Source organism: Arachnia sp. (genome assembly GCF_057238465.1).
In genome coordinates, this window is the sequence record NZ_DBHHFZ010000017.1 from 39,330 (window position 1) to 63,746 (window position 24,417).

At 66.9% G+C, this 24,417-nt stretch carries 18 protein-coding genes; 1 reads left to right on the forward strand and 17 read right to left on the reverse strand.

All coding sequences use genetic code 11. The features are described from left to right. Nucleotides 1-2,403: 2,403 nt before the first annotated feature. The 17 genes from ACO6D6_RS14270 to ACO6D6_RS14350 all read right to left on the reverse strand — a co-directional run bounded on the left by ACO6D6_RS14270 (nucleotide 2,404) and on the right by ACO6D6_RS14350 (nucleotide 22,844). Nucleotides 2,404-4,635, reverse strand: a complete 2,232-nt coding sequence (locus ACO6D6_RS14270; RefSeq protein ID WP_484785910.1) for an Ig-like domain-containing protein — start codon at nucleotides 4,633-4,635, stop codon at nucleotides 2,404-2,406. Between the two features lie 592 nt (nucleotides 4,636-5,227). Further along, the gene (locus ACO6D6_RS14275) at nucleotides 5,228-6,178 is read right to left on the reverse strand and encodes a polyprenyl synthetase family protein (RefSeq protein ID WP_484785911.1); all 951 of its coding nucleotides are present in this window, start codon (nucleotides 6,176-6,178) and stop codon (nucleotides 5,228-5,230) included. Between the two features lie 14 nt (nucleotides 6,179-6,192). Continuing rightward, nucleotides 6,193-7,764, reverse strand: a complete 1,572-nt coding sequence (nuoN, locus tag ACO6D6_RS14280; RefSeq protein WP_484785912.1) for an NADH-quinone oxidoreductase subunit NuoN — start codon at nucleotides 7,762-7,764, stop codon at nucleotides 6,193-6,195. Continuing rightward, the gene (locus ACO6D6_RS14285; protein WP_484785913.1) at nucleotides 7,764-9,281 is read right to left on the reverse strand and encodes an NADH-quinone oxidoreductase subunit M; all 1,518 of its coding nucleotides are present in this window, start codon (nucleotides 9,279-9,281) and stop codon (nucleotides 7,764-7,766) included. Before ACO6D6_RS14285 ends, nuoN begins: the two co-directional genes overlap by 1 nt. A 16-nt stretch (nucleotides 9,282-9,297) precedes the next feature. Next, a complete protein-coding gene (gene nuoL / locus ACO6D6_RS14290) occupies nucleotides 9,298-11,187 on the reverse strand; it encodes an NADH-quinone oxidoreductase subunit L (RefSeq protein WP_484785928.1) in 1,890 nt (629 codons plus the stop codon). Nucleotides 11,188-11,215: 28 nt separating this feature from the next. Next, nucleotides 11,216-11,515: an NADH-quinone oxidoreductase subunit NuoK gene (gene nuoK / locus ACO6D6_RS14295; protein WP_484785914.1), complete on the reverse strand. Its 300-nt coding sequence runs from the start codon at nucleotides 11,513-11,515 to the stop codon at nucleotides 11,216-11,218. After that, entirely contained in the window at nucleotides 11,512-12,330 is an 819-nt protein-coding gene (locus ACO6D6_RS14300) for an NADH-quinone oxidoreductase subunit J (protein ID WP_484785915.1), read from the reverse strand. The genes nuoK and ACO6D6_RS14300 overlap by 4 nt, the downstream gene beginning before the upstream one ends. Continuing rightward, nucleotides 12,327-12,881 carry an NADH-quinone oxidoreductase subunit NuoI gene (gene nuoI, locus ACO6D6_RS14305; RefSeq protein ID WP_484785916.1) on the reverse strand — a complete coding sequence of 185 codons (555 nt, stop codon included), beginning with the start codon at nucleotides 12,879-12,881 and terminating at the stop codon, nucleotides 12,327-12,329. The genes ACO6D6_RS14300 and nuoI overlap by 4 nt, the downstream gene beginning before the upstream one ends. Then, complete coding sequence (nuoH, locus tag ACO6D6_RS14310; protein WP_484785917.1) at nucleotides 12,881-14,170, reverse strand: NADH-quinone oxidoreductase subunit NuoH; 1,290 nt, start codon at nucleotides 14,168-14,170, stop codon at nucleotides 12,881-12,883. Before nuoH ends, nuoI begins: the two co-directional genes overlap by 1 nt. Then, complete coding sequence (locus ACO6D6_RS14315) at nucleotides 14,167-16,560, reverse strand: NADH-quinone oxidoreductase subunit G (RefSeq protein ID WP_484785918.1); 2,394 nt, start codon at nucleotides 16,558-16,560, stop codon at nucleotides 14,167-14,169. The genes nuoH and ACO6D6_RS14315 overlap by 4 nt, the downstream gene beginning before the upstream one ends. Beyond that, on the reverse strand, nucleotides 16,557-17,873 hold the full coding sequence (gene nuoF / locus ACO6D6_RS14320; protein WP_484785919.1) for an NADH-quinone oxidoreductase subunit NuoF: 1,317 nt from the start codon (nucleotides 17,871-17,873) through the stop codon (nucleotides 16,557-16,559). Before nuoF ends, ACO6D6_RS14315 begins: the two co-directional genes overlap by 4 nt. Continuing rightward, entirely contained in the window at nucleotides 17,870-18,610 is a 741-nt protein-coding gene (gene nuoE / locus ACO6D6_RS14325) for an NADH-quinone oxidoreductase subunit NuoE (RefSeq protein WP_484785920.1), read from the reverse strand. Before nuoE ends, nuoF begins: the two co-directional genes overlap by 4 nt. Beyond that, a complete protein-coding gene (locus ACO6D6_RS14330) occupies nucleotides 18,607-19,941 on the reverse strand; it encodes an NADH-quinone oxidoreductase subunit D (protein WP_484785921.1) in 1,335 nt (444 codons plus the stop codon). The genes nuoE and ACO6D6_RS14330 overlap by 4 nt, the downstream gene beginning before the upstream one ends. After that, the gene (locus tag ACO6D6_RS14335) at nucleotides 19,941-20,627 is read right to left on the reverse strand and encodes an NADH-quinone oxidoreductase subunit C (protein ID WP_484785922.1); all 687 of its coding nucleotides are present in this window, start codon (nucleotides 20,625-20,627) and stop codon (nucleotides 19,941-19,943) included. The genes ACO6D6_RS14330 and ACO6D6_RS14335 overlap by 1 nt, the downstream gene beginning before the upstream one ends. Beyond that, entirely contained in the window at nucleotides 20,624-21,178 is a 555-nt protein-coding gene (locus ACO6D6_RS14340) for a NuoB/complex I 20 kDa subunit family protein (protein WP_484785923.1), read from the reverse strand. The genes ACO6D6_RS14335 and ACO6D6_RS14340 overlap by 4 nt, the downstream gene beginning before the upstream one ends. A gap of 15 nt (nucleotides 21,179-21,193) precedes the next feature. After that, the gene (locus ACO6D6_RS14345; RefSeq protein ID WP_484785924.1) at nucleotides 21,194-21,553 is read right to left on the reverse strand and encodes an NADH-quinone oxidoreductase subunit A; all 360 of its coding nucleotides are present in this window, start codon (nucleotides 21,551-21,553) and stop codon (nucleotides 21,194-21,196) included. A 28-nt stretch (nucleotides 21,554-21,581) separates the two neighbouring features. Continuing rightward, nucleotides 21,582-22,844 (reverse strand): geranylgeranyl reductase family protein, encoded by a 1,263-nt coding sequence (locus ACO6D6_RS14350; protein ID WP_484785925.1) that lies wholly within the window; start codon nucleotides 22,842-22,844, stop codon nucleotides 21,582-21,584. Between the two features lie 257 nt (nucleotides 22,845-23,101). On the opposite strand from ACO6D6_RS14350, the gene ACO6D6_RS14355 reads away from it, so the two are divergent. Beyond that, on the forward strand, nucleotides 23,102-24,352 hold the full coding sequence (locus ACO6D6_RS14355; RefSeq protein WP_484785926.1) for an isochorismate synthase: 1,251 nt from the start codon (nucleotides 23,102-23,104) through the stop codon (nucleotides 24,350-24,352). The last annotated feature ends 65 nt before the right edge of the window (nucleotides 24,353-24,417 follow it).

Below are 24,417 nucleotides of genomic sequence, written 5' to 3' on the forward strand. Positions count from 1 at the left end.
TCCGAAGCCGATGGCTTCGGAAAACGGCGGGAGAACCAGAATCATCCCCCGGCTCGCTGCCGCTCAGGCTTTTCCCGAAGATCCACCGGTTGCCGTGTGAACCACCGGTGCACCCGTGGGGACGGTCGACGGGCCACGCATGGCGGCCATCCCCCATGACGACCATGCACGCACCCCGCGTGTCGACCTGTCTCCCCATCCCGGAATCCCCTGAACCCACTCGCATGAATCGGCAGCGCGTTGAAGCTATCAGGAAACCCTGTCCTCCGAAAGGACGACAACAACCGATTGCTTGCCGAACGGCCAACCGGTGGGAGGGGCAGGATTCCTTGGGCAGAACTGAATCCCGCCCCTCCACAGGGGGCGCAGCGCACCATTGCGCCGCCTGCCGCGGGGGGACGCGGCCCTTCACCCCAGGGCGCTCTCGGCGCCCCGCTTCGAGTGCTCGCCAAGAAGCCGGAATCACTCGCTCAAATCATTTTTCACGACACGATTGAATGGCCGTGGACAAATCTCCCACCCCGAGTTTCGATGCCCGATGCCCAAGACCTCCGCCGGGGAGGTTTCCCACCCGGGACAAGCGGCGTGGAATCATTTGGACCCAACAGCGAAGAACAGACCGCCCCCTCTGCGCACCGAACCCGGGCGCGTTTGATCTTCCGGACTGTTCACATTCCCCACCCGGCTTCACATTTCTCGGGCAAGAAGCGACATTGGCTCACACAGGAACCCTCACAGTTCCCTTTCTCCGCACCCCGGCAGGCCGCACCGGGCCACGGGAACGAGAAAATACCTGCGTTCCGGAAAAATCCGGAGGGAATGCCGCGCCGCGCACCGTACCCGATCATCTCCGACCCCCCGTTTCCCTGCTGGGTATACGACACTTCTGCCGGCCAGCGCGCCGGCCACCGCAACCACGCACAGCAGCCCCGCAACCGGGCCGGGCCGGAACGGTTCCTCGGTCTCCGGTCCCGTAGAATCCGGGCTGGTCCACCTCCGCTGGTCTGCGATGAACACCCGGGGGCTCGTCCCCGCGGAGACGAGCGCGGTCCGCTCGCCGTTTCCGGGGACGAGGAACCCGGGCATTCCGGCCGCGCCCCCCGGATGCGCACCGAATGCCCAACCGGAAACCGGGGAATCGTCCCTCACAGAAGCCGGAGGAGGGAAAGATTTTTGCCCGGGGCGAATCCTCCCGCCGCTCACGAGGAGAGCCTGTTCTCCTCCCGGGGTTCCGGAGAAACTCGCTCCCCGTCCGCCCTGCGAGATCTTCTCGCCCGAGGCCGTGCTGGCCCGCTGGTTCGATGCCGATGGACGGTCCCGGAAAGCGTCGCTTTCATCAAAACCCAATCCTGGGAATCGAATGGGCGGGAAGAGACCAGCCGCCGTCTCGGAGGCGATTCGTTCCCCGAGCTGCACCGGATTAACCCGCGGGTCTAGCCGGCTTTCCTGAGTGGTTGCCCCCCGATGCTGTTCCATTTCCCCGGGGGCCATCCCACCCCCGGCCGCAGCCCACGTCCCGGCCACCGAAATTGCAACCAGAACACCAGCCGCAATCATTCCCGGAAGGCCGCCGGACCCTCTGGCATTGCGTTTACCCCCGAACTTCAACCCGCCCCCATCTCTCCAAGGAGTTGAAACTTTGAACAGCAGGCAACCTAACAGAAGTTACCCTTTTCCGCATGAGCGACGCCTGAAAACTCTGGCCGTTCGGCCAGGAAACCCCGTGTTTCCGGCCCGAAAGTCAGCCACCGGGACCGGCGGTAATGAACAGAATTTTTGCTCATTGAGCGTTGAACGAGGAATGCCCGGGATTTTGAAGAAGAGGTGAAACAAAATGCACGGCGCCGGCGAATGACCGGATCGATTGCCCGGCCCGGCGGATGGTGAGCGTTCGGGCCCCAGGACTTTCAGGCGGTTTCGCTCCCTGGACGGGAGTCACGCTGCGCTCACCCGGCCACCGACACGCCGGAGTGTCTTCGCTCGTCCTCGTCACCTCACGGGAACGAGGAACCGACGAGAACACAGGCGGACTGAGCCGTGAGCACCCTGCAGGAGGATGGACAAGGCGGGCTGGCCGTTGGGCATCGTGGGGCCCTTCAGGGGTTCTTGGCGAAGTCCGGTCCCACGATGACCCAGCCAGGTCGCTGACCGATCCGGCCGCATCACCGCGGGAATTGCCGCCACGCCATGGGACTCTCCCGAAATCCCCGGCATCGCACGATGCATCGCAAACACGCGCAGGCGTAGCGGTCCGGCGAGTTTCCCCCATCCCCTTCTTCCGCGCTTTGACGAAGGCGACCGGGAGCCCGGTGCGGCATCGAGGGAAACGCATCCTGTTGTCGTTTCCAAAGCGATTGGGCCCCGATCCCAGAGGATCGGGGCCCAATCAGCACAGGCGCTGGGTCAGGAGCCGGTCTTCGGCAGACCCGGCTTCACGGGGACGGGCTTGGTCGGGGTCACCGTGGGGGTCGGCGTAGGAGCCGGCGTGGGAGCGACCGGGACTTCGCAGACGGGCACCTTGACCTCGCCGGTGAAGACGGCGGTCTTGGCGTCGATCCGCTTCCAGCCCTCCGGCATCGGACCACCGAACTCGTGGCCGTCCTGAGCGGTGGCGGTGACGGTGACGTTCACCTTGCCGTCAGCGACCTTGATCACCGGTTCGCCGTAGGTGATCCCGGGGGTTTCGGCCACCTTGACGGTGGGCTGCGACGGGGTGGTGGAACCCGGGGTGCAGACGCCGGGGTTGATGGCGGGCGCCACGGGAAGGTCGCACGCGAGCTGGGTCATGGTCTTGGTGTAGGTGACCACGCCGTTGACGAGCACCCAGCCCTCGGGCAGCTTGTCGGTGTCGATCCGGTGGCCGGGTTTGGCCGTGGCGGTGACAACGACGGTGACCTGGCCGTTGGCGCTGGTGATCTGGGGCTCGCTGTAGTCGATCTCGTCGGTGTCCTCGACACCGGTCACCGACGGCGGCACCGGGGTCGTGGAGTCAACGGGGCACACCTGCGCGCCGACGGTGGGGATCACGGGGGTGACGGTCTTCACGCAGTCCGGCTGGGTGATGGTGGTGGTGAAGGTGTAGCTGCCGTCACCGTTGGCCTTCCAGCCTTCCGGCAGGTGCTGGTCATCGATCTCCTTGCCCGACGCGGGGGTGGCGGTGACCTCGACGGTCACCTTGTCACCGGAGGTGGTGATCTTCGGGGTGGAGTAGGTGATGCCGTCGGTCTCACCCACCTTGACGGTGGGTTTGGTGGGCTCGCTGGAGCCCGGTTTGCACACGCCGGGGGTGACCTCGACCGGGGCCAGTTTCGGGTTCACGTGGTTGGTGAGGGAAACCTCGACGGTCTTGAGGCCCTCGATGGTTACCTGGGCGCTGTTGGCGTCGGGAACCCCGTCCTTGACGCCCTCACCCGAGAACACCGGGTCGCCGTAGTCGTTGTCGCCGCTGGCGGGAACCTTCTCGGTCAGGGTGACCACGGTGCCGTTCGGGACGTTGTTGAGGGTTTCGAGGGTGCCGTCGGCCTTCACCGTCAGCTCGCCGCTGCGCGTCTGGCCCTTGTACTCGTAGGACCAGGCCACCGGGTAGGTGGTGTCGGCGGAAACCTTGCCGCCCACGACCGCCTTCTTCACGGCGAGATGCCCGACGGTGTCACCGGAACCGGTGCCGCCGCCCGAGACTTCCTTGATCGCGGTAGCGGCGCGCTGCTCGGCGTCCACGGTGGCCTTGTTGGTGTACTGCGCCCCGGGGGAGATGGCCCCCTCGGTCTTCACCCGCATGTCGAGGATGAAGATCCGGTCGGCCTGGAAGTTCTGGCCCTTGTTGTCGATGACGGCCTTGAGCACGTCCTTGTCCTCGTCGTGGCTGATGGTCAGCGACGGGGTACTGGAGCTGTCAAGTTTGTGGAAACAGCCAGGGGTATTGGATTCGTTCCAGCACTCCGGGGTGTTGGGAATCCAGTAGATGTTCGGGCTGCCCTCGGCCAAGGTCAAGTTGGTGCCCTGCACCTGGTAGTTGTCGGTGATGGTCATGAGGGAACGGTCGGCGACCTTGGAGCCGGGAACCACGATCCTCCAGTGGATGGCGGTCTGGTCACTGCCGGGGAACCAACCGGACTTGGAGATCTCGGTGGGAACCTTGGGGTTGTAGCCGATGCCCTTCTGCCCATTGGGAAGCGGCACCTCGACCTTGACGCTGTTGCGGAGGACGAAGGTGACCTTGTCCGCATTGGTGAGTTTGACCACCTGGGCCCGCACCCACAGCGATCCGCCGACGTTGTTCTTGCCCTCGACGTTTGCGTTCAGGGTGCAGATGACCTCGTTCCACCCAACCTCGCAGGTGCCGTAGGTCAGCGGATCGCCCTCCTTGCCCTTCAACTCGAAGCTTCCAATGGCGCCGTCTAGTTCCTCGGGCAGGCCGAGTTTAAAGGTGTCCCCGGCTTTTCCGGTGCCGTCGGGAATCCTCCAGTTCGCCTCGATCTTGATGCCGGTCCAGAGATAGAGCTTGGAGCTGTCATCGTCGACCCGCGAGATGCGGATGCTCCCCGGATCGATGGCGTCCACTTCGGTGGCCTGCGCAACGGGACTCCCGACGATCAGACCGGCCACGCCGATCAGGAACGCGAGCAGGACTGCCATCGGCCTCCACCTGCTGCGAGGTTTGGTCCTCTTCAACACGTAGCTTCCCTCCCAAATCATATTTGTACTTCTTGTCCTCCGATCGGCTGACCACTCGGGGGCTGACGAACGTTAACACAAACTTGCCGAGATTCACACTATCAGGGCAGCCCCGGGCAGGGAGAGACCTTGGCTTTCGTCACACATGAGTCCTTTCGGCAACTGGTCCGAAGTGAGGGGTCCCCGGATGCGTCACGGCCCGGAAAACAGCAGCTTGAAACACAGGGCTCCGGCCGTTCGCCATCCAGGACCCGGTGGGCATCCCGAGAACTCGCCACAACCGACTTAGGCAACCCTCAGAAATTGCTTTGTCGAGGTTGCCGAAACGATGAGGAGTCATACCGCGAGGACACCACGCCGTCGAGGACGCAGCCCGGACGGTTCTCCCGAACCCGGGCACGCGCACAACCGTCGCAGGGATGGTGCCGCCGGCCCTGGCTCCGAGCCGGGATGATCGTGGACTGCAAGCCCGCACCATTCCCGGCAGGTCCGACCCACGGCGTTGTCACGCCTCCGACCGGCCGGGGCCGAACCTGATTTCCCGCGGACGGGATCAGGCGGAACGTTTCACCAGGTCATCGCAGACCTGGAGCAGCAGCTGTTTCGCTTCCCCGTCGGGAAGCGGCGCCAGGTGTTGCCTCGCCAGGTCGGCGTGACGGCAAACCTCGGCCCGCGCCTTCTCGATGACGGGATGGTCGCGCAGCATCGCCAACGCCTCCGCGAGGGCCGCGTCATCGCTCAGATCCCCGGCGAGCAGGTCCTTCAGGGGCTGGTCCGCCGGGTCACGGGAGGCCTCCAGCAGCAGCGTCGGCAGCGTCGGTACCCCCTCACGCAGGTCCGTGCCCGGGGTTTTGCCGGTGACGTCGCTGGTGATGTCGATGATGTCGTCGCTCAGCTGGAACACCAACCCGATCTCCTCGCCGTAGGCGGCCAGGGCATCCCGGATTTCCTGCGGCGCCCCTGCGATCATCGCCCCGAACAGCGCGGACGCGGCTATCAGGGAGCCCGTCTTGTCGGCGATCACCTGCAGGTAGTGCTCCAGCGGCGCATCCCCCGTCCCCGGGCCCCGGGTCTCCGCGATCTGCCCCTGCACCAGCCGGGTGAAGGTTTCGGCCTGGAGCCGCACGTAGTCGGTGCCGAGATCCGCAACCAGGATCGACGCCTTCGCGAACAGGTAGTCGCCGACCAGGATCGCGATGGAGTTCCCCCACCGGGAGTTCGCGGACTGCGCGGAACGGCGCATCTCGGCCTCGTCCATGACGTCGTCGTGGTAGAGGCTCGCGACGTGGGTCAGCTCCATCACGAGAGCGGCCTTCAGCAGCCTTTCCTCGTCCACCTCGCCACCGAACTCCGATGCGAGATACACCAAGTGGGGTCGGAAACGTTTTCCCCCGGCTGCTATCAGGTGACTGGCGGCCTCTGTGACGAACGGGGAATCGGCCACGGCAACCTGCCGCAGCTGCTCCTCGAAGCGGACCGTTAGGGCTTCGATGTCGAGGGTCAAGATAGCTCCAGGGGTCAGCGGATGAACTGGGCGGCTCCGGCCGCCAGATCAAGAATGCTACCCGGAACCAGACCAAGGATGACCGTCGCCACAGCGGACACGGCGACAACGATCCAAGTCCAGCCGGAGGCCCCGGCCACCCTGCCCTGTTCGCCGCGTTCGGGTTCCTTGAACCACATCGCCACCACGACCTTCAGGTAGAAGAAGGCGGCCACGAGGCTTGCGATCACCGCGACCAGAACCAGCCAGCCATACCCGCCCTGCCAGGCAGCGGCGAAAACCACCAGTTTGCCGACGAAACCCGCGGTCAGCGGGATACCGGCGAAGCTGAGCAGGAACAGGGTCATGACCCCGGCGACGAACGGGCTGGTCCGTCCCAGACCCTGCCAGGCGGCGATCCCGTTCGCCTCTCCCCCGGCCCGCCGAACCATCGTGATGATCCCGAACCCACCGAGGGTCGCGAACCCGTAGGCCAGCAGGTAGAAGGAGATGGACCCGACCGACGAGACACCACCCTCGGCCGTGGCACCGACCGCGGCGACGAAACCAGCCAGGATGAACCCGGCGTGGGCGATCGACGAGTAGGCCAGCAGGCGTTTGATGTCCTGCTGAACCAGGCCCACCACCGCACCGACCACCATGGTCACGACCGCCACGATGGCGATGATCGGCTGCCAGTCCCAACGCGCCCCGCCCAGGGCCACGTAGAACACCCGGAGCAGCGCGGCCACGGCCGCCGTCTTGGTGGCGATCGCCATGAACCCGGTGACGGGGGTCGGGGCACCGGTGTAGACATCCGGTGTCCAGGTGTGGAACGGAACCGCACCCACCTTGAAAAGCAGCCCGACGGCCAGCATCACCAGACCCGCCAGCAGCAGCACCCGCGGCGACTCGTCGGTGACGATGGCCTGCGCCACACCGGCGTAGGCGAAGGTACCCGCGTAGCCGTACAGCAGCGCCACACCGAACAGGAAGAACGCAGAACTGAACGCACCGAGCAGGAAGTATTTCAGCGCGGCCTCCTGGCTGAGCCAGCGGCGGCGCCGCGCCATCCCGGAGAGCAGGTACAGCGGCAGGGAGAAGATCTCGAGTGCGACGAACAGCGTCAAGAGGTCGTCGGCGGCCGCGAACAGCAGCATCCCGAACAGCGCGAACAGGATCAGCGGGAAAATCTCGGTGTGCTCGCGGTTCTGGCGTTCGGCCTCCCGCTCCATCGGTGAACCCGGCACGGTGGCGGCGGATGCGGCGAAGGCCGACACCCCTCCCGCCACGACGCGTTCGGCGAACAACGCCACCCCGCCCAGACCGACCAGCAACAGCAGCGTCCAGAAGAAGTACGTCGGCCCGTCCGCGGCGATGTTCCCGGGCGCGACGACCTTGAAGTCCCCGACCACCCAGTTGTGGACGGTGAACCCCATGGCCGTGATGACCGTGAGCATCGCCAGCCCCGCCTGCACGGGGTAGCGGTAATCGCGGGGAACCACGGCCTCGACGAGCACCCCCAGGGTGGCGCCGACCAGCAGCACGATCAGGGGCGCCTCGAGCATCCAATCCATGACCGGAACAGTGATCTCAAGCGGGCTCATCAGTTCTCTCCCTGGATCGTGGGGGCGGGATCGGTCTCACCGGCGGTCTGCATCACGTGCCGTGCCGCGTCATCGGCCACCTGGAGCAGCGGCTTCGGGAAGAAACCGAAGAAGATCAGCAGCACCAGCAGCGGCGCCACCGCGAGGCGTTCACGCAGGTTCAGGTCCTTGGCGACGCGTTTGCGCACCTCGTCGGGTACGGAACCGGTCATGGTTCTCTTGTAGACGGTGAGCACGTAGGCCGCGGCCAGCACCATTCCGAGGGTGAGCACCGCGGCGTGCACCGGGTGGCGCTGCCAGGAACCGGCCAGCACCAGGAACTCCGAGACGAAGCTGGACATACCGGGCAGGGCGAGCACCGAAAGACCCGACATCAGCAGGAAACCGGCCAGCACCGGAGCGGTTTTCTGCACCCCCCCGTAGGCCTCGATGGCGGCGGTGCCGCGGCGTTTCACGAGGAAACCGACGACCAGGAACAGCGCCGCAGTGGAGAAGCCGTGGTTCAGCATGTAGAAGATCGACCCGCTCAGCGACTGCGTGGTCAGCGCGAACACCCCGAACACCATGAAACCGAAGTGGCTGACGGAGGTGTAGGACACGAACCGCAGCAGGTCGGGGCTGCCGAGCGCCATGAGGGCGCCGTAGAACATCGAGACCACCGCCCAGACCAGGATGAAGGGCGTGGCCCAGTGCGAGGCCTCGGGGAAGATTGTCAGGCAGATCTTGATCATCCCGAAGGTGCCGATCTTGTCGAGGATGCCGACCAGCATCGTCGACGACCCCGTGGTGGCCTGCTCGGCGGTGTCCGGCAGCCAGGTGTGCAGGCCCGCCATGGGCGCCTTCACCGCGAACGCGAAGAAGAACGCCGCGAACAACCAGTGGCCGAGGTCACCACCCAGGTCGAGGGCCATCAGGTCGCGGATCAGGAAGCTGGGCTCCCCCGCCCCCGCGGAGACCGCGTACAGCCCGGCGACACCAACCAGCATCACCAGACCACCGGCCAGCGAGAACAGCAGGAATTTCACGGCCGCCGCGGCCCGTTCCGGCCCGCCGAAACCCGAGATCATGAAGTACATCGGGATCAGCGTGGCCTCGAACATCACGTAGAACAGCAGCACGTCGCTGGCCAGGAACACCAGGAGGGAGAGCCCTTCCAGCGCCAGGGCGAGGGCGAAGAAGGTCCGCGTCGACCAGCGGGCCCCCTCCGCTTCTCCGACGTGCCACTCCGCGATCAGCACCAGCGGGGTGAGGATGACGGTCAGCAGCACCATGATGGCGCTCATGGGGTCCAGTTCCAGGGCGTAGGAGGCGCCGATCATCCGGATCCACGGCAGCGTCTCCGACAGCTGGTTGCCGAGCCCCAGGACGAAGGCGACCACGCCGAGACCGGTGGTCGCGAAGGCGAAACACAGGCCGACGGCGCGGGCGGCGGCGCCGCGCACGCACGTCAGGACCAGGGCGCCGAGCAGCGGCAGCAGCGCGAGAATGCTCAGGAGGGGAATCGAGTCGTTGATCACGTGAGTTCTTCCTTCCTCAGACCAGCTGCCCGAAAACCACGATGGCCCCGAGGATCACGACGCCGATCACCAGCGTCAGACCGTAGGTGCGGGAATAGCCGTTCTGTGCCTTCCGCAACAGGCCCGCCAGGCCTCTCGTTCCGTACCCGGAACCCCGGACGAGACCGTCGACCACACCCTGGTCCGCGAGGCTCAGGGCGGTGGAGATCCCGGCCACGGGCCAGATCACCGCGTAGGTGTTCACGGCATCCCCGTAGAGGTCGTTGCGACCGATCAGCACCAGCGGGTTGCGGGTCCTCGGTGCCTGTTTCGGGATGAGACCGCTGTGCAGCCACCAGCCGAGCGCGACGCCCGCCGCCACGACGACCAGCGTGATCACACCGATCCAGCTGAAGGCCAGCAGGCTGGTCTCGTGGGGATGCGCCCCGGTGGCCGGGGCCAGCCACCCCTGGATCCAGTTGTTCATCAGCAGGCCGGCGCCCAGCGAGGCGATGGCCAGGATCACCAGCGGGACGGTCATCACGGCCGGGGATTCGTGCGGGTGCACGTCCTCCTCCCAGCGGCGGCGCCCCAGGAAGGTCATCATCATCAGGCGCGTCATGTAGTACGCGGTGATGCCCGCGCCGATGAGCGCCAGGACACCCAGGATGATGTTGCGTTCGAAAGCGGCCTCAATGATGTGATCCTTGGAGTAGAAGCCGGCGGTGAACGGGAACCCGATGATGGCCAGATACCCCATGGCGAAGGTCAGGAAGGTCCACCGCATCGCCCTGGCCAGGGCCCCGAAGTTGCGCATGTTCACGTCGTCGTTCATGCCGTGCATCACGGACCCGGCACCGAGGAACATGTTCGCCTTGAAGAAACCGTGGGTGAGCAGGTGGAAGATCGCGAAGGCCGCGCCCACCGGCCCGAGGCCCGCGGCCAGCATCATGTAGCCGATCTGCGACATGGTGGAACCGGCCAGGACCTTCTTGATGTCGTCCTTGGCGGTACCGATCCAGGCGCCCGCCAGCAGCGTCACGACACCCACGATCGCGACCGCCAGGGTGGCGGCCTCGCTGATCTCGTAGATCGCATGGCTGCGCACCACCAGGTAGACGCCCGCGGTGACCATGGTCGCGGCGTGGATCAGGGCGGAGACCGGGGTGGGGCCCTCCATGGCGTCGAGCAGCCACGACTGCAACGGCACCTGCGCCGATTTACCGCACGCCGCGAGCAGCAGCAGGAAACCGAGCAGCGTGGCGGTGGCGAGGCCGGCCCGCGGCATGCCCGCGTTGACCTGGGAGAAGGCGGTGCTGCCGAACAGCGACAGCATCGTGAAGATGGCCATCGACATTCCCAGGTCGCCGACGCGGTTGACGACGAACGCCTTGCGGCCCGCGGCGGCCGCGGAGGGTTTGTGCTGCCAGAAGGAGATCAGCAGGTAGGAGGCCAGACCGACGCCCTCCCAGCCGAGGAACAGCACCAGGTAGCTGTCGGCCAGCACCAGCGTGAGCATCGCCGCGATGAAAAGGTTCAGGTAGGCGAAGAACCTGCGGCGCCGCTCGTCGTGGGCCATGTAGCCGATCGAGTAGATGTGGATCAGCGACCCGACGCCGGTGATGAGCAGCACGAACAGGATCGACAGCTGATCGATCAGCATCCCGAAGCTGAGGTTCCAGGATCCGGTGCTGATCCAGTCGTAGAGGTGAACGGTGACGGCCCGCTGCCCCTCGTCGGCGCCCAGCATCGAGCTGAACAGCAGCACCCCGATGGTGAACGATGCCAGGCAGCAGGCGGTCGCCAGCCAGTGCCCCCACGAGTCGGACAAACGCCCGAGGACCAGCAGCAGCGCCGCCCCGGCCAGGGGAATCGCGATCAGGAGCCAGGCGAGGCTGAACAGCCCCGTTGCGGGTACCGTCGCCATGGTTTCCAACAACAGCACGGCAGCCTCCTCAGAACTTCAGCAGGTTCGCGTCGTCGACGGAGGCCGAGCGACGGGCGCGGTAGACGGCGACGATGATGGCCAGGCCGACCACGACCTCGGCGGCGGCCACCACCATGACGAAGAAGGACGCCACCTGACCGTCGAGTCCGCCGTGCTGGCGGGCGAAGGTCACGAACACCAGGTTCGCGGCGTTGAGCATCAACTCCACGCTCATGAAGGCGATGAGCGCGTTGCGACGCAGCAGGAATCCGAGTGCGCCGACGGCGAACAGCAGCGCCGCCAGCACCAGGTAGGCTTCGGTGCTCACTTGGCCTCTCCTTCCAGTTCAGCGGCAACCTTCTTGATCTCACCGAAGGTGGTTGTCGTCGGGTTGCGCAGGTCGTCGACCGCCACCACCGCGCCACGGGTGGTCAGGGTGCGGCTCACCGACTTCTCGGCAACGGTGCCGTCGGGAAGCAGCGCGGGCGCATGAATGGCGTTGGAACGGGCGTAGACGCCGGAGTTCGGGTCCGGACCCGGGTGCACGCCACCGACCGCGTAGCGTTCGACACGGGCCTCCATGTGCTCGGCCTGGCGCCTCGGCTCGCGGAGCCGGTCGCCGTGGGCCAGCACCATGGCGCCCACCGCCGCGGTGATCAGCAGCGCCGAGGTGGCCTCCAGCAGCACGACGTAGCGGGAGAACAGCAGGGCGGCCACGCCCTGGGTGTTGCCACCCTGGACCTCGTTGGCCTGCGTCAGCCCCACCGGGCCGCCGACGAAGGCCGCCTGCCCGACGGCGAACACCAGCAGACCCGCCAGGCCGAGCACCGCCAGGATGCCCGCCACCCGCTGGCCCCTGAGGGTCTCCACCACGGAGTCGCGGCTGTCGACGCCGATCAGCATCACAACGAACAGGAACAGCATCAGGATGGCGCCCGTGTAGACGATGATCTGCACCACGAACAGGAACGGGGCGTCCTGGGCGGCGTAGAGGACCGCGAGCCCCACCATCACCCCGGCCATGCAGAGGGCCGAGTGAACGGGTTTGCGGGCGACGACGATGCCGATGGCGAGCAGCACCATGATCGGCGCGCACACCACGAAGGCGACGACCTCACCCGTCAGCGGGGGAAGGGGAATCATTTCACCACTCCTTGCTCGGGTGCCGTTCGGGTGTCGGGCTGGCCGGTGGGCGGCAGCCCCAGGAAGTAGGCCTTCTCGTTGTCGCCGAGGCGACGCGGATGCGGGGGCTGCTCCATGCCCGCCACCAGAGGCGCCAGGAGGTCCTGCTTCTCGTAGATCAGTTTCCCGCGGGTCTTGTCGGCGAGCTTGAACTCGTTGGTCATGGTCAGGGCGCGCGTGGGGCAGGCCTCGATGCACATCCCGCAGAAGATGCAGCGCAGGTAGTTGATCTGGTAGACGTGCCCGAACCGCTCCCCCGGCGAGAACCGCTGCTCGTCGGTGTTGTCGGCGCCCTCGACGTAGATGGCGTCGGCGGGGCAGGCCCAGGCGCACAACTCGCAGCCGACGCACTTCTCCAGGCCGTCGGGCCAGCGGTTGAGCTGATGCCGGCCGTGGAAGCGCGGCAACGTCACCTTCTCCTTGCCCTTCTGCGGGTAGCCCTGCGTGAAGGTCTTGCGGAAGATGGTGTGGAGGGTGATGCCGAACCCGGCCCACGGATCGAAGATTCCCATTACTTCTCCTCGTTCTCGGTCGGCTCAACGATTTCGGACCGGATCACCCCCGCCAGCTCGGGCAGCACCTGCCCGGGCCTGGGCGGCACCGGATAGCCGCCCGCGAAGGCGTCGAAGGGCTCATTCGGATCCACCGGGGGCACCCGTTCGGGTTCCTTCTTCCTCGGCGCGAAGGCCACCAGGATCGCCACGAGCGCGACGGCCAGCGCGAGGGTGTAGCGCGGCGCGAGCGCGATCATCACGATCCACAGCAGGGAGATCGGGATCAGCCGCTTCCAGCCCAGGTCCATGAACTGGTCGTAGCGGAACCGGGGCAGGGTGCCGCGCAGCCACACGAACACGGAGAACAGCAGCTGCACCTTGATGACGAACCAGATCGGGCCGAGCCACGCGTTGTTGAGGGGTTCGATGAGGTTGAGCGGCCAGAAGGGCAGGTAGCCGCCCAGGAACAGGGTCGTGCACACCGCGGAGACCGTGGCCATGTTGATGTACTCCGCCAGGAAGAACATGGCGTAGCGGAAACCGGAGTATTCGGTCAGATAGCCGGAGACCAGTTCGGACTCACACTCGGGCAGGTCGAAGGGGGCCCGGTTGGTCTCGCCCACCATCGCGATGCCGTAGATCACGAACGAAGGAGCCAGCAGCAGCGCGTACCAGCCCATCATCCCGATGTTCGCCTCGCCCTCCACGAACGGCAGCCGGAAGATGATCGGCGTGCGCTGCGCCTCGACGATGCCGTAGGTGGACATGGTGCCCGCCTGCAGGAACACCCCGACGATGGACAGCCCCATCGCGATCTCGTAGGAGATCATCTGCGCGGAGCTGCGCATCGCGCCCAGGAAGGCGTAGGTGGAACTCGACGCCCACCCCGCCAGCACGATGCCGTAAATGCCGATGGAGGCGATGGCCAGCACGAACAGCACCGCCACCGGCAGGTCGGTGACCTGGAGGCGGGTGGGGACCCCGAAGATCTCCACCTGACCGCCGAACGGGATCACCGTCCAGGTGGTGAAGGCCGCCATGCCGGTGAGGATGGGTGCCAGGTTGAACACCCACTTGTCGGTGTGCTGCGGCCGGAAATCCTCTTTCACGAGCAGCTTCATGCCGTCGGCGAGCGCCTGGGCCAAACCGAAGGGACCGTGCATGATCGGGCCGAGGCGGTGCTGCATCTTGCCGACCAGGCGCCGCTCGTACCAGACGTTGAAGATCGTCCACAGCAGCAGGATCACGAACAGGGCGAGAACCTTGATGGCGATGAGCCACCAGGGATCCTGGAAGAACACGTTCATGCCTGATCTCCTTCATCGCTGGAGGCGGGTGTCAGGGTCACGATGGAACCGGGCACCACGCCGAGACGGCCGGGTTCCCCGGGATTCATCGGCACCCACACCACCCCGTCGACCATCTCCGTGAGCTGGACGGGAAGCAGCTGCGAGGACCCGGGGGCCTCGATCAAACACATCTCGCCGATCCCGAACGCGGCTGCGGTCGCCGGTGACATCCGGGCGACCGCGGGCCGGGCGGTCCTGCGCAGCGCGACCTCGAAGTCGATGCCGCTGGTGGCGTCGAGGGCCTCCCGCCAGGAGGCGACCACGACACCGCCCTGCGTCACCCCGGCGTCGAATTCGCGCGGAACCGCGACCCGCTCCCCCTCCCAGGGCCCGAGCTCCTGGAAGTCGGCCCAGGCGGCCGCGGAGGTGCGGAACCCGAGGTCGGATCCCATGGCGTCGGCCAAGGCCGAGAGGATCCGCAGATCGCTCATGGGATGTTTGGTGCCCTCGTTGACCAGGGCGACGGGCCGGATGCGCTGCTCCCAGTTCAGGAAGTGCCCGGCCTGTTCCTCAATCAGGCAGGCCGGGAAGACCACGTCGGCGACATCGGTCACGGCGTTGGCGCGAGTGGAGATGTGCACCACGAAGCTCTTGCGCAGCGCGTGCAGGGCGGAGTCGGCCTCCGGCATGTCGTAGGGGTCGACTCCCGCCACGAGGAACGCCTTCAGGTGTCCCTCCTGCGCCGAGGCGAACTGTTCGGCCGCACTCAGGCCGGGGTCGGTCGGCAGCGTGTCAACCCCCCAGGCCGCGGCCATGTCAACCCGCGCCTTCGCCGAGGAAATGGGACGGCCACCCGGCAGCAGGCCCGGCAGGCAGCCCGCCGCGATGGCACCCATGTCACCGGCGCGGCGCGGCATCCACGCCAGGCGTGCCCCGCTGCGGATCGCCTTGGAGGAGATCTCGGACAGCAGACCCGGCTGGCAGGCGGCCCGTTCACCGACGAGGATGATGGTGCCCTCCTCCAGCTCCATGGCCTCCAGGGTCTGTGCCTCGGCGCCGGGTGCTACGGGAATCAGCGTCGCGGAGAGTTTCTGCGTTCCCCGGGATGCGAACGGCGCGAGCGTGGTGACCTTGAGTCCGTTCTTGCGCACCGCCTTGCGGAGCCGCAGGAACACCACGGAGGTTTCGTCCTCGGGTTCGTAGCTGACCAGCACCACGTGCTTGGCGGCCTCGAGATCCGAGTAGGTGACGTCCATTCCCCGTCCCGCGACACGGGAGGCCAGGAACTCGGCCTCCTCCTCGGAGGCGGCGCGGGAACGGAAGTCGATGTTGTTGGTGCCGAGCACGGTGCGCGCGAACCGCGAGTAGGCGTAGGCGTTCTCGACGGTCAACCGGCCGCCCGGCAGCACACCGACCGCGCTTCCCGCGGCCTTCAACCCGGCGACGGCGGCGTCGATGGCCTCGGGCCAGCTCGCGACCTGCAGGATGCCGTTCTGCCTGACCAGCGGACGGGTCAGGCGGTCCTCACCACGTCCCGAGACGAAACCGAAACGCCCCTTGTCGCAGAGCCATTCCTCGTTCACCTCGGGATCGTCGCCCGCCTGGTGGCGCTTGACCTGGTGGTGCCGGTGGTCGGCGCGGATCTCGCAGCCACCCGCGCAGTGGTCGCAGGACGTGGTGGTCGACTTCAGGTCGAACGGCCGCGCCTGGAAACGGTAGGCCGCCGAGGTGAGCGCACCCACCGGGCAGATCTGCACGACATTGCCGGAGAAGTACGAGTCGTAGGGCTCGTCCTCGTAGAACCCGACCTGCTGCAGCGCCCCGCGCTCCACCAGCGCGATGAACGGATCCCCGGAGATCTGCTCCGAGAACCGGGTGCAGCGGGCACACAGTACGCAGCGTTCCCGGTCGAGGAGGATCTGCGCGGAGATGTTGATCGGTTTCGGGTAGGTGCGTTTCACCCCGCCGTAGCGCGACTCGCCACACCCGTGGCTCAGCGACTGGTTCTGCAGGGGACACTCGCCGCCCTTGTCACAGATGGGGCAGTCGAGCGGGTGGTTGATCAGCAGCAGCTCGAGTATGCCCTCCTGGGCGCGTTTCGCCACGGGGGAGCTGACCTGGGTGCGCACCACCATGCCCTCGGCCACCGGCACGGTGCAGGAGGTCTGGGGTTTGGGGAAACCGCGTCCGTTGCCCGCGTCGGGAATCTCGACGAGGCACTGGCGGCAGGCCCCGACGGGGTCCAGCAGCGGATGGTCACAGAACCGGGGAATGGCGGTGCCGATCATCTCGGCGGCCCGGATTATGAGGGTTCCCTTCGGGACACTGACCGGGACGTCGTCGATGGTGAGGGTGACGAGTTCCGGTTTCGGCGCCACCTTGGCTGCGGTGTCTGTTGGCTGGCTCACCGGGTGCCTCCTTCCGTCGCGAACAACGCGCTGCGTTCGTAGGGGAACAGCTCCCAGGCAGGCGTGTGGTAGCCCTGCTCGAACTCGGCACGGAAATGGCGCACCGCACTGGTCGTGCAGGCGACGGCACCGTCGGCCAGGGCGCAGAACGAACGGCCACCGATGCTGGTGCAGACGTCGAGGAGTTTGTCCACGTCGCCCTCCTCGGCGGTGCCGGCCTCGAACTTCATCAGCAGCTGCACCAGCCACCACGACCCCTCGCGGCAGGGGGTGCACTTGCCACACGACTCGTGTTTGTAGAACTCCACCCACCGCAGGGTGGTGCGCACCACGGAGGTGGTCTCGTCGAAGACCTGGAGCGCTTTGGTGCCGAGCATCGTGCCCGCCGAGGCCATGCCCTCGTAGTCGAGGGGGATGTCGAGGTGTTCGGGGGTCAGGATCGGGGTGGAGGAACCACCCGGGGTGAAGAACTTCAGCTCGTGGCCCGCGCGGATGCCGCCCGACAGGTCCAGCAGCTGCCGCATCGTGATGCCCATGGGGGCCTCGAACTGCCCGGGACGGGCGACGTGCCCGGACAGGGAGTAGATGGTCATGCCCTTCGATTTCTCCGTGCCCATCGCCTGGAACCACGCGGCCCCGTTGTTGACGATCGACGGCACCGAGGAAATGGACTCGACGTTGTTGATGACCGTCGGGGAGGCGTACAGGCCCGCGACGGCGGGGAACGGGGGACGCAGCCTCGGCTGGCCGCGCCTGCCCTCCAGGGAGTCGAGCAGCGCGGTCTCCTCGCCGCAGATGTAGGCCCCGGCCCCGGCGTGGACCATGACGTCGAGGTCGTATCCGGACCCAAGCACGTTCTTGCCCGCGTAACCGGCCTGGTAGGCCTCCTTGACGGCCTGCTGGAGCCGCCGGATCACGTGCAACACCTCACCGCGGCAGTAGATGAACGCCTGGTGGGAGCCGATGGCGTAGGAGGCGATCAGCACACCCTCGACGAGGGTGTGGGGGGAGGCCATCATCAGCGGCATGTCCTTGCAGGTGCCGGGTTCCGATTCGTCGGCGTTGACCACCAGGTACTTCGGGTTGGGGTTGTCCTGGGGCACGAAGCTCCACTTCATGCCCGTCGGGAAACCCGCGCCACCCCGGCCGCGCAGACCCGCGTCCTTGACCAGGGCGATCACCTCGGCCTGGCTCATGCTGAGCAGGGCCTTGCGCAGCGCCCGGTAACCACCCGTGGCCTCGTAGCGCGAGAGCTTCCAGGATTTGTCCTGACCCCACTGGTCACTGAGGACCGGGGCGAGCAGATCACTCACTTCGTCTCCTCCTCGGGCGCGGCCGGCAGGTTGTCGGGGTCGGGTGCGCTCCAACCCTTCTCGGCGGCGATCCGCCTGCCGAGGGTGGACGCGTGCCCGGCGGATGGGCCCTCGTCGGCGCGCCCGTCGGGGAAGCCGGCGAGCACCCGTTCGGCCTTCTTCCACGACGTGATGGTGGCGCCGCGCGGGGAAACCACCTCGTCGCCGTTCATGAGCGCGTCGATCAGTTCGTCGAGCTTCTCCGGGGTCATGTCGTCGAAGAACTCCCAGTTGACCATCGCCACGGGCGCGTAGTCGCAGGCGGCGTTGCACTCCAGGCGTTCCAGCGAGACCCGCCCGCACGGGGTGGTCTGGCCCTCGTCGATGCCCAGCCGCTGCTTGGCCCGTTCCATGAGGATGTCGCCGCCCATGACCGCGCACAGGGCCGTGGTGCACACCCCCAGGTGGTGGTGCCCGGCGGGCCTGCGCTTGAACATGGTGTAGAAGGTGGCCACCCCGGAGACCTGGGCCGTGGTGATCCCGAGGATCTCGGCGCACAGCTCGATGCCGCGCGGGCTGATGCGGCCGTCATAGGACTGCACCAGGTGCAGCATCGGCAGCAGCGCGGAACGCGGCTGCGGGTAACGCCCCGCCAGTTCTTTCAGCTCGGCGATCGCCGTCTCGTCCAGGTTGGTGGACTGGTCCGAGTAGTCCACCGAACCGGAATCGGGGAAATCGCTGACGAAATGACCACTCATCGGTCCACACCTCCAAGAACAGGGTCGATGCTGGCCACAGCCACCACGACGTCGGAGATCATCCCACCCTCGCACATCAGCGGCACGGACTGCAGATGGTTGAACCCCGGGTCGCGGAAGTGGGCGCGGTAGGGGCGGGTGCCGCCGTCGGAGACCAGGGTGCAGCCCAGCTCACCCTTGGGCGATTCGACGGCCTGGTAGACCTGCCCGACGGGCACCTTGAATCCCTCGGTGACGATCTTGAAGTGATGGATGAGGGCCTCCATCGACTCGCCCATGATGTGTTTGACGTGTTCGTGGCTGTTGCCCTGCCCGTCGGGCCCGATGGCCAGCGACGCCGGCCAGGCGATCTTCGCGTCGCCCACCATGACGGGCTGGCCCTGGGTGCGTTCGAGGCGTTCCAGGCACTGCTCCACGATCCTCAGCGACTGCCAGGTCTCCTCCAGGCGGATGCGGAACCGCCCGTAGGCATCCTGGGTGTCCCAGGTGACCACGTCGAAGTCGTAGGTCTCGTAGCCGCAGTAGGGCTGCGCCCTGCGCAGGTCCCACTCATAGCCGGTCGAGCGCAGGATCGGGCCGGTGACGCCCATCATCATGCAGGCGGTGAGATCCATCTTGGCGAGGTTCTGCATGCGCAGCTTGAAGATCGGGTTCTCGTTGCAGAAGGTCGCGTACTCGGGCAGGTGCTTCTTCAGCCACGCGATGACGGTGCGCAGATGCTCCAGCCCGCCGTCCTGCAGGTCGTTGGCCACCCCGCCGGGACGGATGTAGGCGTGGTTCATGCGCAGGCCGGTCAGCCCCTCCAGGAAGTCGAGGATCATCTCGCGTTCGCGGAAGGCGATGGTCATCACCGTCAGGGCGCCGATCTCCATACCGCCCGTGCCCATCGCCACCAGGTGGGAGGCGATGCGGTTCAGTTCCATCGTCAGCACCCGCAGCACGGAGGCGCGCTCCGGGATGTCGTCGGTGATGCCGAGCAGTTTCTCGACGGCCAGGCAGTAGACGGCCTCGTTGAACAGCGGCGCGACGTAGTCCATGCGGGTGCAGAAGGCCACCCCTTGGGTCCACGTCTTGAACTCCATGTTCTTCTCGATGCCGGTGTGGAGGAAACCGATGGCGGGTCGGATGTGGGTGACGGTCTCGCCGTCCATCTCCAGGATGAGGCGGAGCACCCCGTGGGTGGACGGGTGCTGCGGCCCCATGTTGACCACGATGGTCTCGTCCCCGCGTTCGGCCTGCTCCGCGGCGATCTGCGCCCAGTCGCCTCCCTGGGCCAGGTAGACCCGGTCCGCCTTGGGTTCGCCGGTGGCGGCGAAGATGTCGTTGCTCATCAGTTGTACGTCCTCCGGTGATCGGGGGCGGGCACTGTGGCGCCCTTGTACTGGATGTCGATGCCGCCCAGCGGATAGTCCTTGCGCTGCGGGTGCCCGACCCAGTCGTCGGGCATGAGGATGCGGGTCAGCGACGGGTGGCCGTCGAACAGGATCCCGAACATGTCCCAGGTCTCACGTTCGTGCCAGTCGGCCATCGGGTAGGTGTCGACCACCGACGGGACGTGGGGGTCGCCGTCGGGAGCGGTCACCTCGAGGCGGACGCGGCGGTTGTGGGTGATCGAGAGCAGGTGGTAGACCACGTGCAGCTCCGCGCCGGTCTGCTGCGGGTAGTGCACCCCGCTGACGGACACGCAGATCTCGAAACGCAGTTGGGCGTCGTCCCGGAAGGCCTTCACGGTCTCCCGGAGGTGTTCGCGGGGCACGAAGATGGTCAGCTCTCCGCGGTCGAACAGCACCAGGCCGCCGGCCAGGGCGGGAACGAGTTCTGCCCCGCGGGCGACGATGGTGTCGAAGGGCTCCCCGAAGGGTCCCTGGGTCTGGCCGGGCATGGAGATCTGCCGCTGGATGCGGCCGTATCCGGAGGTGTCACCGGAACCGCGGCTCCACATGCCGGCCTTCGTCTCGAACACCGGGGCCTGGGGTGCGTTCCGCTTCGGGGTGATCTCGCCGGGGATCTCGGTCATCGCATGAGTCCCTTCAGCTCGTGGGTCGCGGGTGCGGCCAGGGCGGCCTCCTCGCGGGCCGCGATGGCGGCGGCCTCATTCGGGCCGATCGGACGCGAGGAGACCTCCTCGCGGAGTTTGAACATGGCGTCGATCAGCATGTCGGGGCGGGGCGGACAGCCGGGCACGTAGATGTCGACGGGTACCACGTGGTCGCAGCCCTGGACGATGGCGTAGTTGTTGAACATGCCGCCCGAGGATGCGCAGGCGCCCATCGCGATCACCCACTTGGGGTTCGGCATCTGGTCGTAGACCTGCCGCACGATGGGAGCCATCTTCTGCGACAGCCGCCCGGAGACGATCATCAGATCCGCCTGGCGCGGTGAGGCGCGGAAGACCTCCTGCCCCCAGCGCGCCGCGTCGAAGCGGGGGGTGGCGTAGGCCATCATCTCGATGGCGCAGCAGGCCAGGCCCATGGTCACGGGCCAGAACGAGGCCTTGCGCACCCAACCGAAGATCCCCTCGACCGTGGTGAGCAGGATTCCGGAAGGAAGTTTTTCCTCGATACCCATCTGTGGTCCTCCTGTTCAGTCCCAGTCCAGGCCGCCGCGGCGTTTGACGTAGAAGTAGGCCACCAGCACCGTAACGATGAAGCTGACGATGGCGATGATCCCGAAGAGCCCGAGCTGGTGGTAGGTGACGGCCCACGGGTAGAGGAAGACGATCTCGATGTCGAAGATGATGAACAGCATCGCGATCACGTAGTACTTCACGGGGAACCGTCCCCCACCGACGGGCTGCGGGGTGGGTTGGATGCCGCACTCGTAGGAGTCGTACTTGGTGCGATTCCTGCGACCGGGCCCGACGAAGACGCTCAGGATCATTGACACGGCCACGAAAACCGTGGCCAGCACCACCATCCCGACGATTGGAATGTAGAGGTTCACAGCGCTTCCTTCCCTTCCGTCTTCCTGCTCACGCCGCCGGGGCCACCCGGCACAGGGCGTTGATGACACGATCCATGACATCCCCGTCGTGGCTGTCGGTGAGATTCGCCAGCAGCTTCATGACGAACCGCATCAGGGTCTTGCGGGGCAGCCCGTAGGTGGTGCACAGGTGCATCACGCGCGGGTCGCCGATCAGCTTCACGAAGATGGTTCCCAGCCGGTAGTAGCCGCCGAGACGGGCCTTCAGCTGGGTGCGGTAGCCGTGCAGGGCCTGTTCGGCGGACTCGGTGCCGACCCCGCGTGCATGGGCCTGGGCGATGGCGTCGGCCGCCAGTTCCGCGGACTCCATGGCGTAGGCGATCCCCTCGCCGTTGAAGGGGTTGACCATGCCGCCCGAGTCGCCCACCAGCAGCAGGCCGCGACCGTAGACGGGCTGCCGGTTGAAGGCCATCGGGAGGGCCGCCCCCTGGATCTTCCCGAGCCGGTTCTCCTCCCGGAAACCCCACTCCTCGGGGGTGTTGGCGAGCCAGCGTTTCATCAGTTCCCGGTAGTCGGTTTTCTGGAAGGACCTGGAGGTGTTGAGGACACCGAGGCCGACGTTGCAGGTGCCGTCCCCCATTCCGAAGATCCAGCCGTAGCCGGGCATCAGGGTGGATTCGCGGGGTTTGCCGTCCCACAGCTCCAGCCACGACTCGAGGTAGTCGTCGTTGCTGCGCGGGGAACGGTAGTAGGCGCGGTAGGCCACCCCCATCGGGCGGTCGGAACGCTTGTTCAGCCCCATGGAAACCGACAGGCGCGAGGAGTTGCCGTCGGCGGCCACCACCAGCGGGGCGTGGTACTCCTTGCCGTCCCGGGTCCTCACCCCGACGATGCGGCCGGTTCGGTCATCCAGGACCGCCTCGGTCACGTTGGCCCCCTGGACCAGTTCGGCCCCACAACCGACGGCGTGCCTGGCCATCAGGTCGTCGAAGTCGGCGCGTTTCCTCACCAGCCCGTAGGAGGGGAAGTCGGCCAGCTTCGGCCAGTCCAGCTGGAAGGGTTCAACCCGCCCGCCGTAGACGCGCAACCCCTTGTTGTGGAGCCAGCCGGCCTTCTCGGAGGTGTCGATGCCGAGGCGCACCAAGGCCCGGGTGGTGCGGGGGGTGAACCCGTCTCCGCACACCTTTTCCCGCGGGAAGTGGGTCTTCTCCAGCAGCAGGACACCCAGTCCCCGCCGCGCCAGATTTGCCGCTGCCGCGGATCCACCGGGGCCCGCACCGACGACGATGACGTCGGCTTCCGCCTTTGGCATTCGACTCTCCTCGCCTTGCATATCAGGAACCCGGTTCGTGTCGCTTTGAGCCGGACTTCAGGCCTCAGTCTATGGGGTGACGCAGCCTTCTCACCAACCAGCCCGAGATGCCCCGCAAACCCCCTCCGACTAGGGGCGATACACCGTTTTTTGACAACGCAAAGCGTTCGTTATTCGCGCCTATCCGACTCGATGTCCCAATCTCGGTGATTGGTCCGTCTGGCCTCCCTGAGCCCCCCTCAGCTATCGTTCCCCGGGTGAGCCTTGACTTCGCGACGAAACGGTTGCGCGCAACGACCGTGGCCATCGACGATCCGGGGGATCTCGCGCAATTCCTCACCCCCGAGCGGGCCACCGCGTTCCTCAGGAGGGGCGAGGGCTTCGTCACGCTGGGCGAGGTGGCCCGCTTCGAGACCGACTCCCCCGACGCCGCTGACGTCTGGTGGAGCGAGGTCAGTGCCCACACCGACCACGACTCGGAACTGCCGGGGGCCTGGGGCACCGGCCCCCTGGCGGTTGGCTCCTTCACCTTCGACCCGGATCGTTCCCGCGTCCGATCAGTGCTGATCGTCCCCGAAACCATCATCGGCAGGCGCGGCGGGCAGGCCTGGATGACCAGGATCAGCGAGGGCCGCCTCAGCCTGGACCTGCCGGCCAGGGGCGAACCCGTCACACCCCCCGAGAACGTCCGGCTGGCCCCCGACGGCCTGTCCGGCCCGGACTGGGCGGGCATCGTCGCAAAGGCCGTGGAACGCATCCGCGCCCGTGAGATCAGCAAGGTGGTGCTGGCCCGCTCCCTGCGGGCCGTCACCGACGGCCCCATCGACCCGCGCCACGTGCTGCGCAGACTCCTGCAGGCCTACCCGATGGCCTGGAACTACCTGGTCGACGGCATGGTCGGCGCCACCCCGGAACTGCTGGTCCGCCGCGACCGCACCCTGATCACGTCCCGCGTCCTGGCGGGCACCGTCTCCCTGGACCCCGGCCACACCGATCCGCTCCGCCGGGCCGAACAGCTCGCCGGGTCCGGCAAGGACATAGCCGAGCACGAGTTCGCGGTCGCCTCCGTCGCCGAGGCCCTGGAACCGTACTGCGCGGCCATGAACGTGCCCGAGGCCCCCTCCGTGCTGACCCTCCCCAACGTCATGCACCTGGCCACCGACATCACCGGCGTGGTGGAACCCGACATCAGCTCCCTGGCGCTGGCGGGCGCACTGCACCCGTCGGCGGCCGTCTGCGGCACGCCCACCTTCTTCGCCGGGGAGGTCATCGCGGAGCTGGAATCCATGGACCGGGGACGCTACGCCGGCCCCATCGGCTGGGTGGATTCCGACGGCGACGGCGAATGGGCCATCGCCCTGCGCGGCGGGTTCATCAACCCCGCCCACCCCGAGGAGATCCGCCTGTTCGCGGGCGCCGGGATCGTCGCGGACTCGGACCCGCAGGCCGAACTGGCCGAGACCGAGGCCAAGTTCATACCCATGCTCCAAGCCCTCGGCCTTTCCTGAAGCAGCCCCCCCCCTTCCGCCTGCCTTACCCCCATCCGCCTGCCTTACCCCCGTCCGCTTGCCTT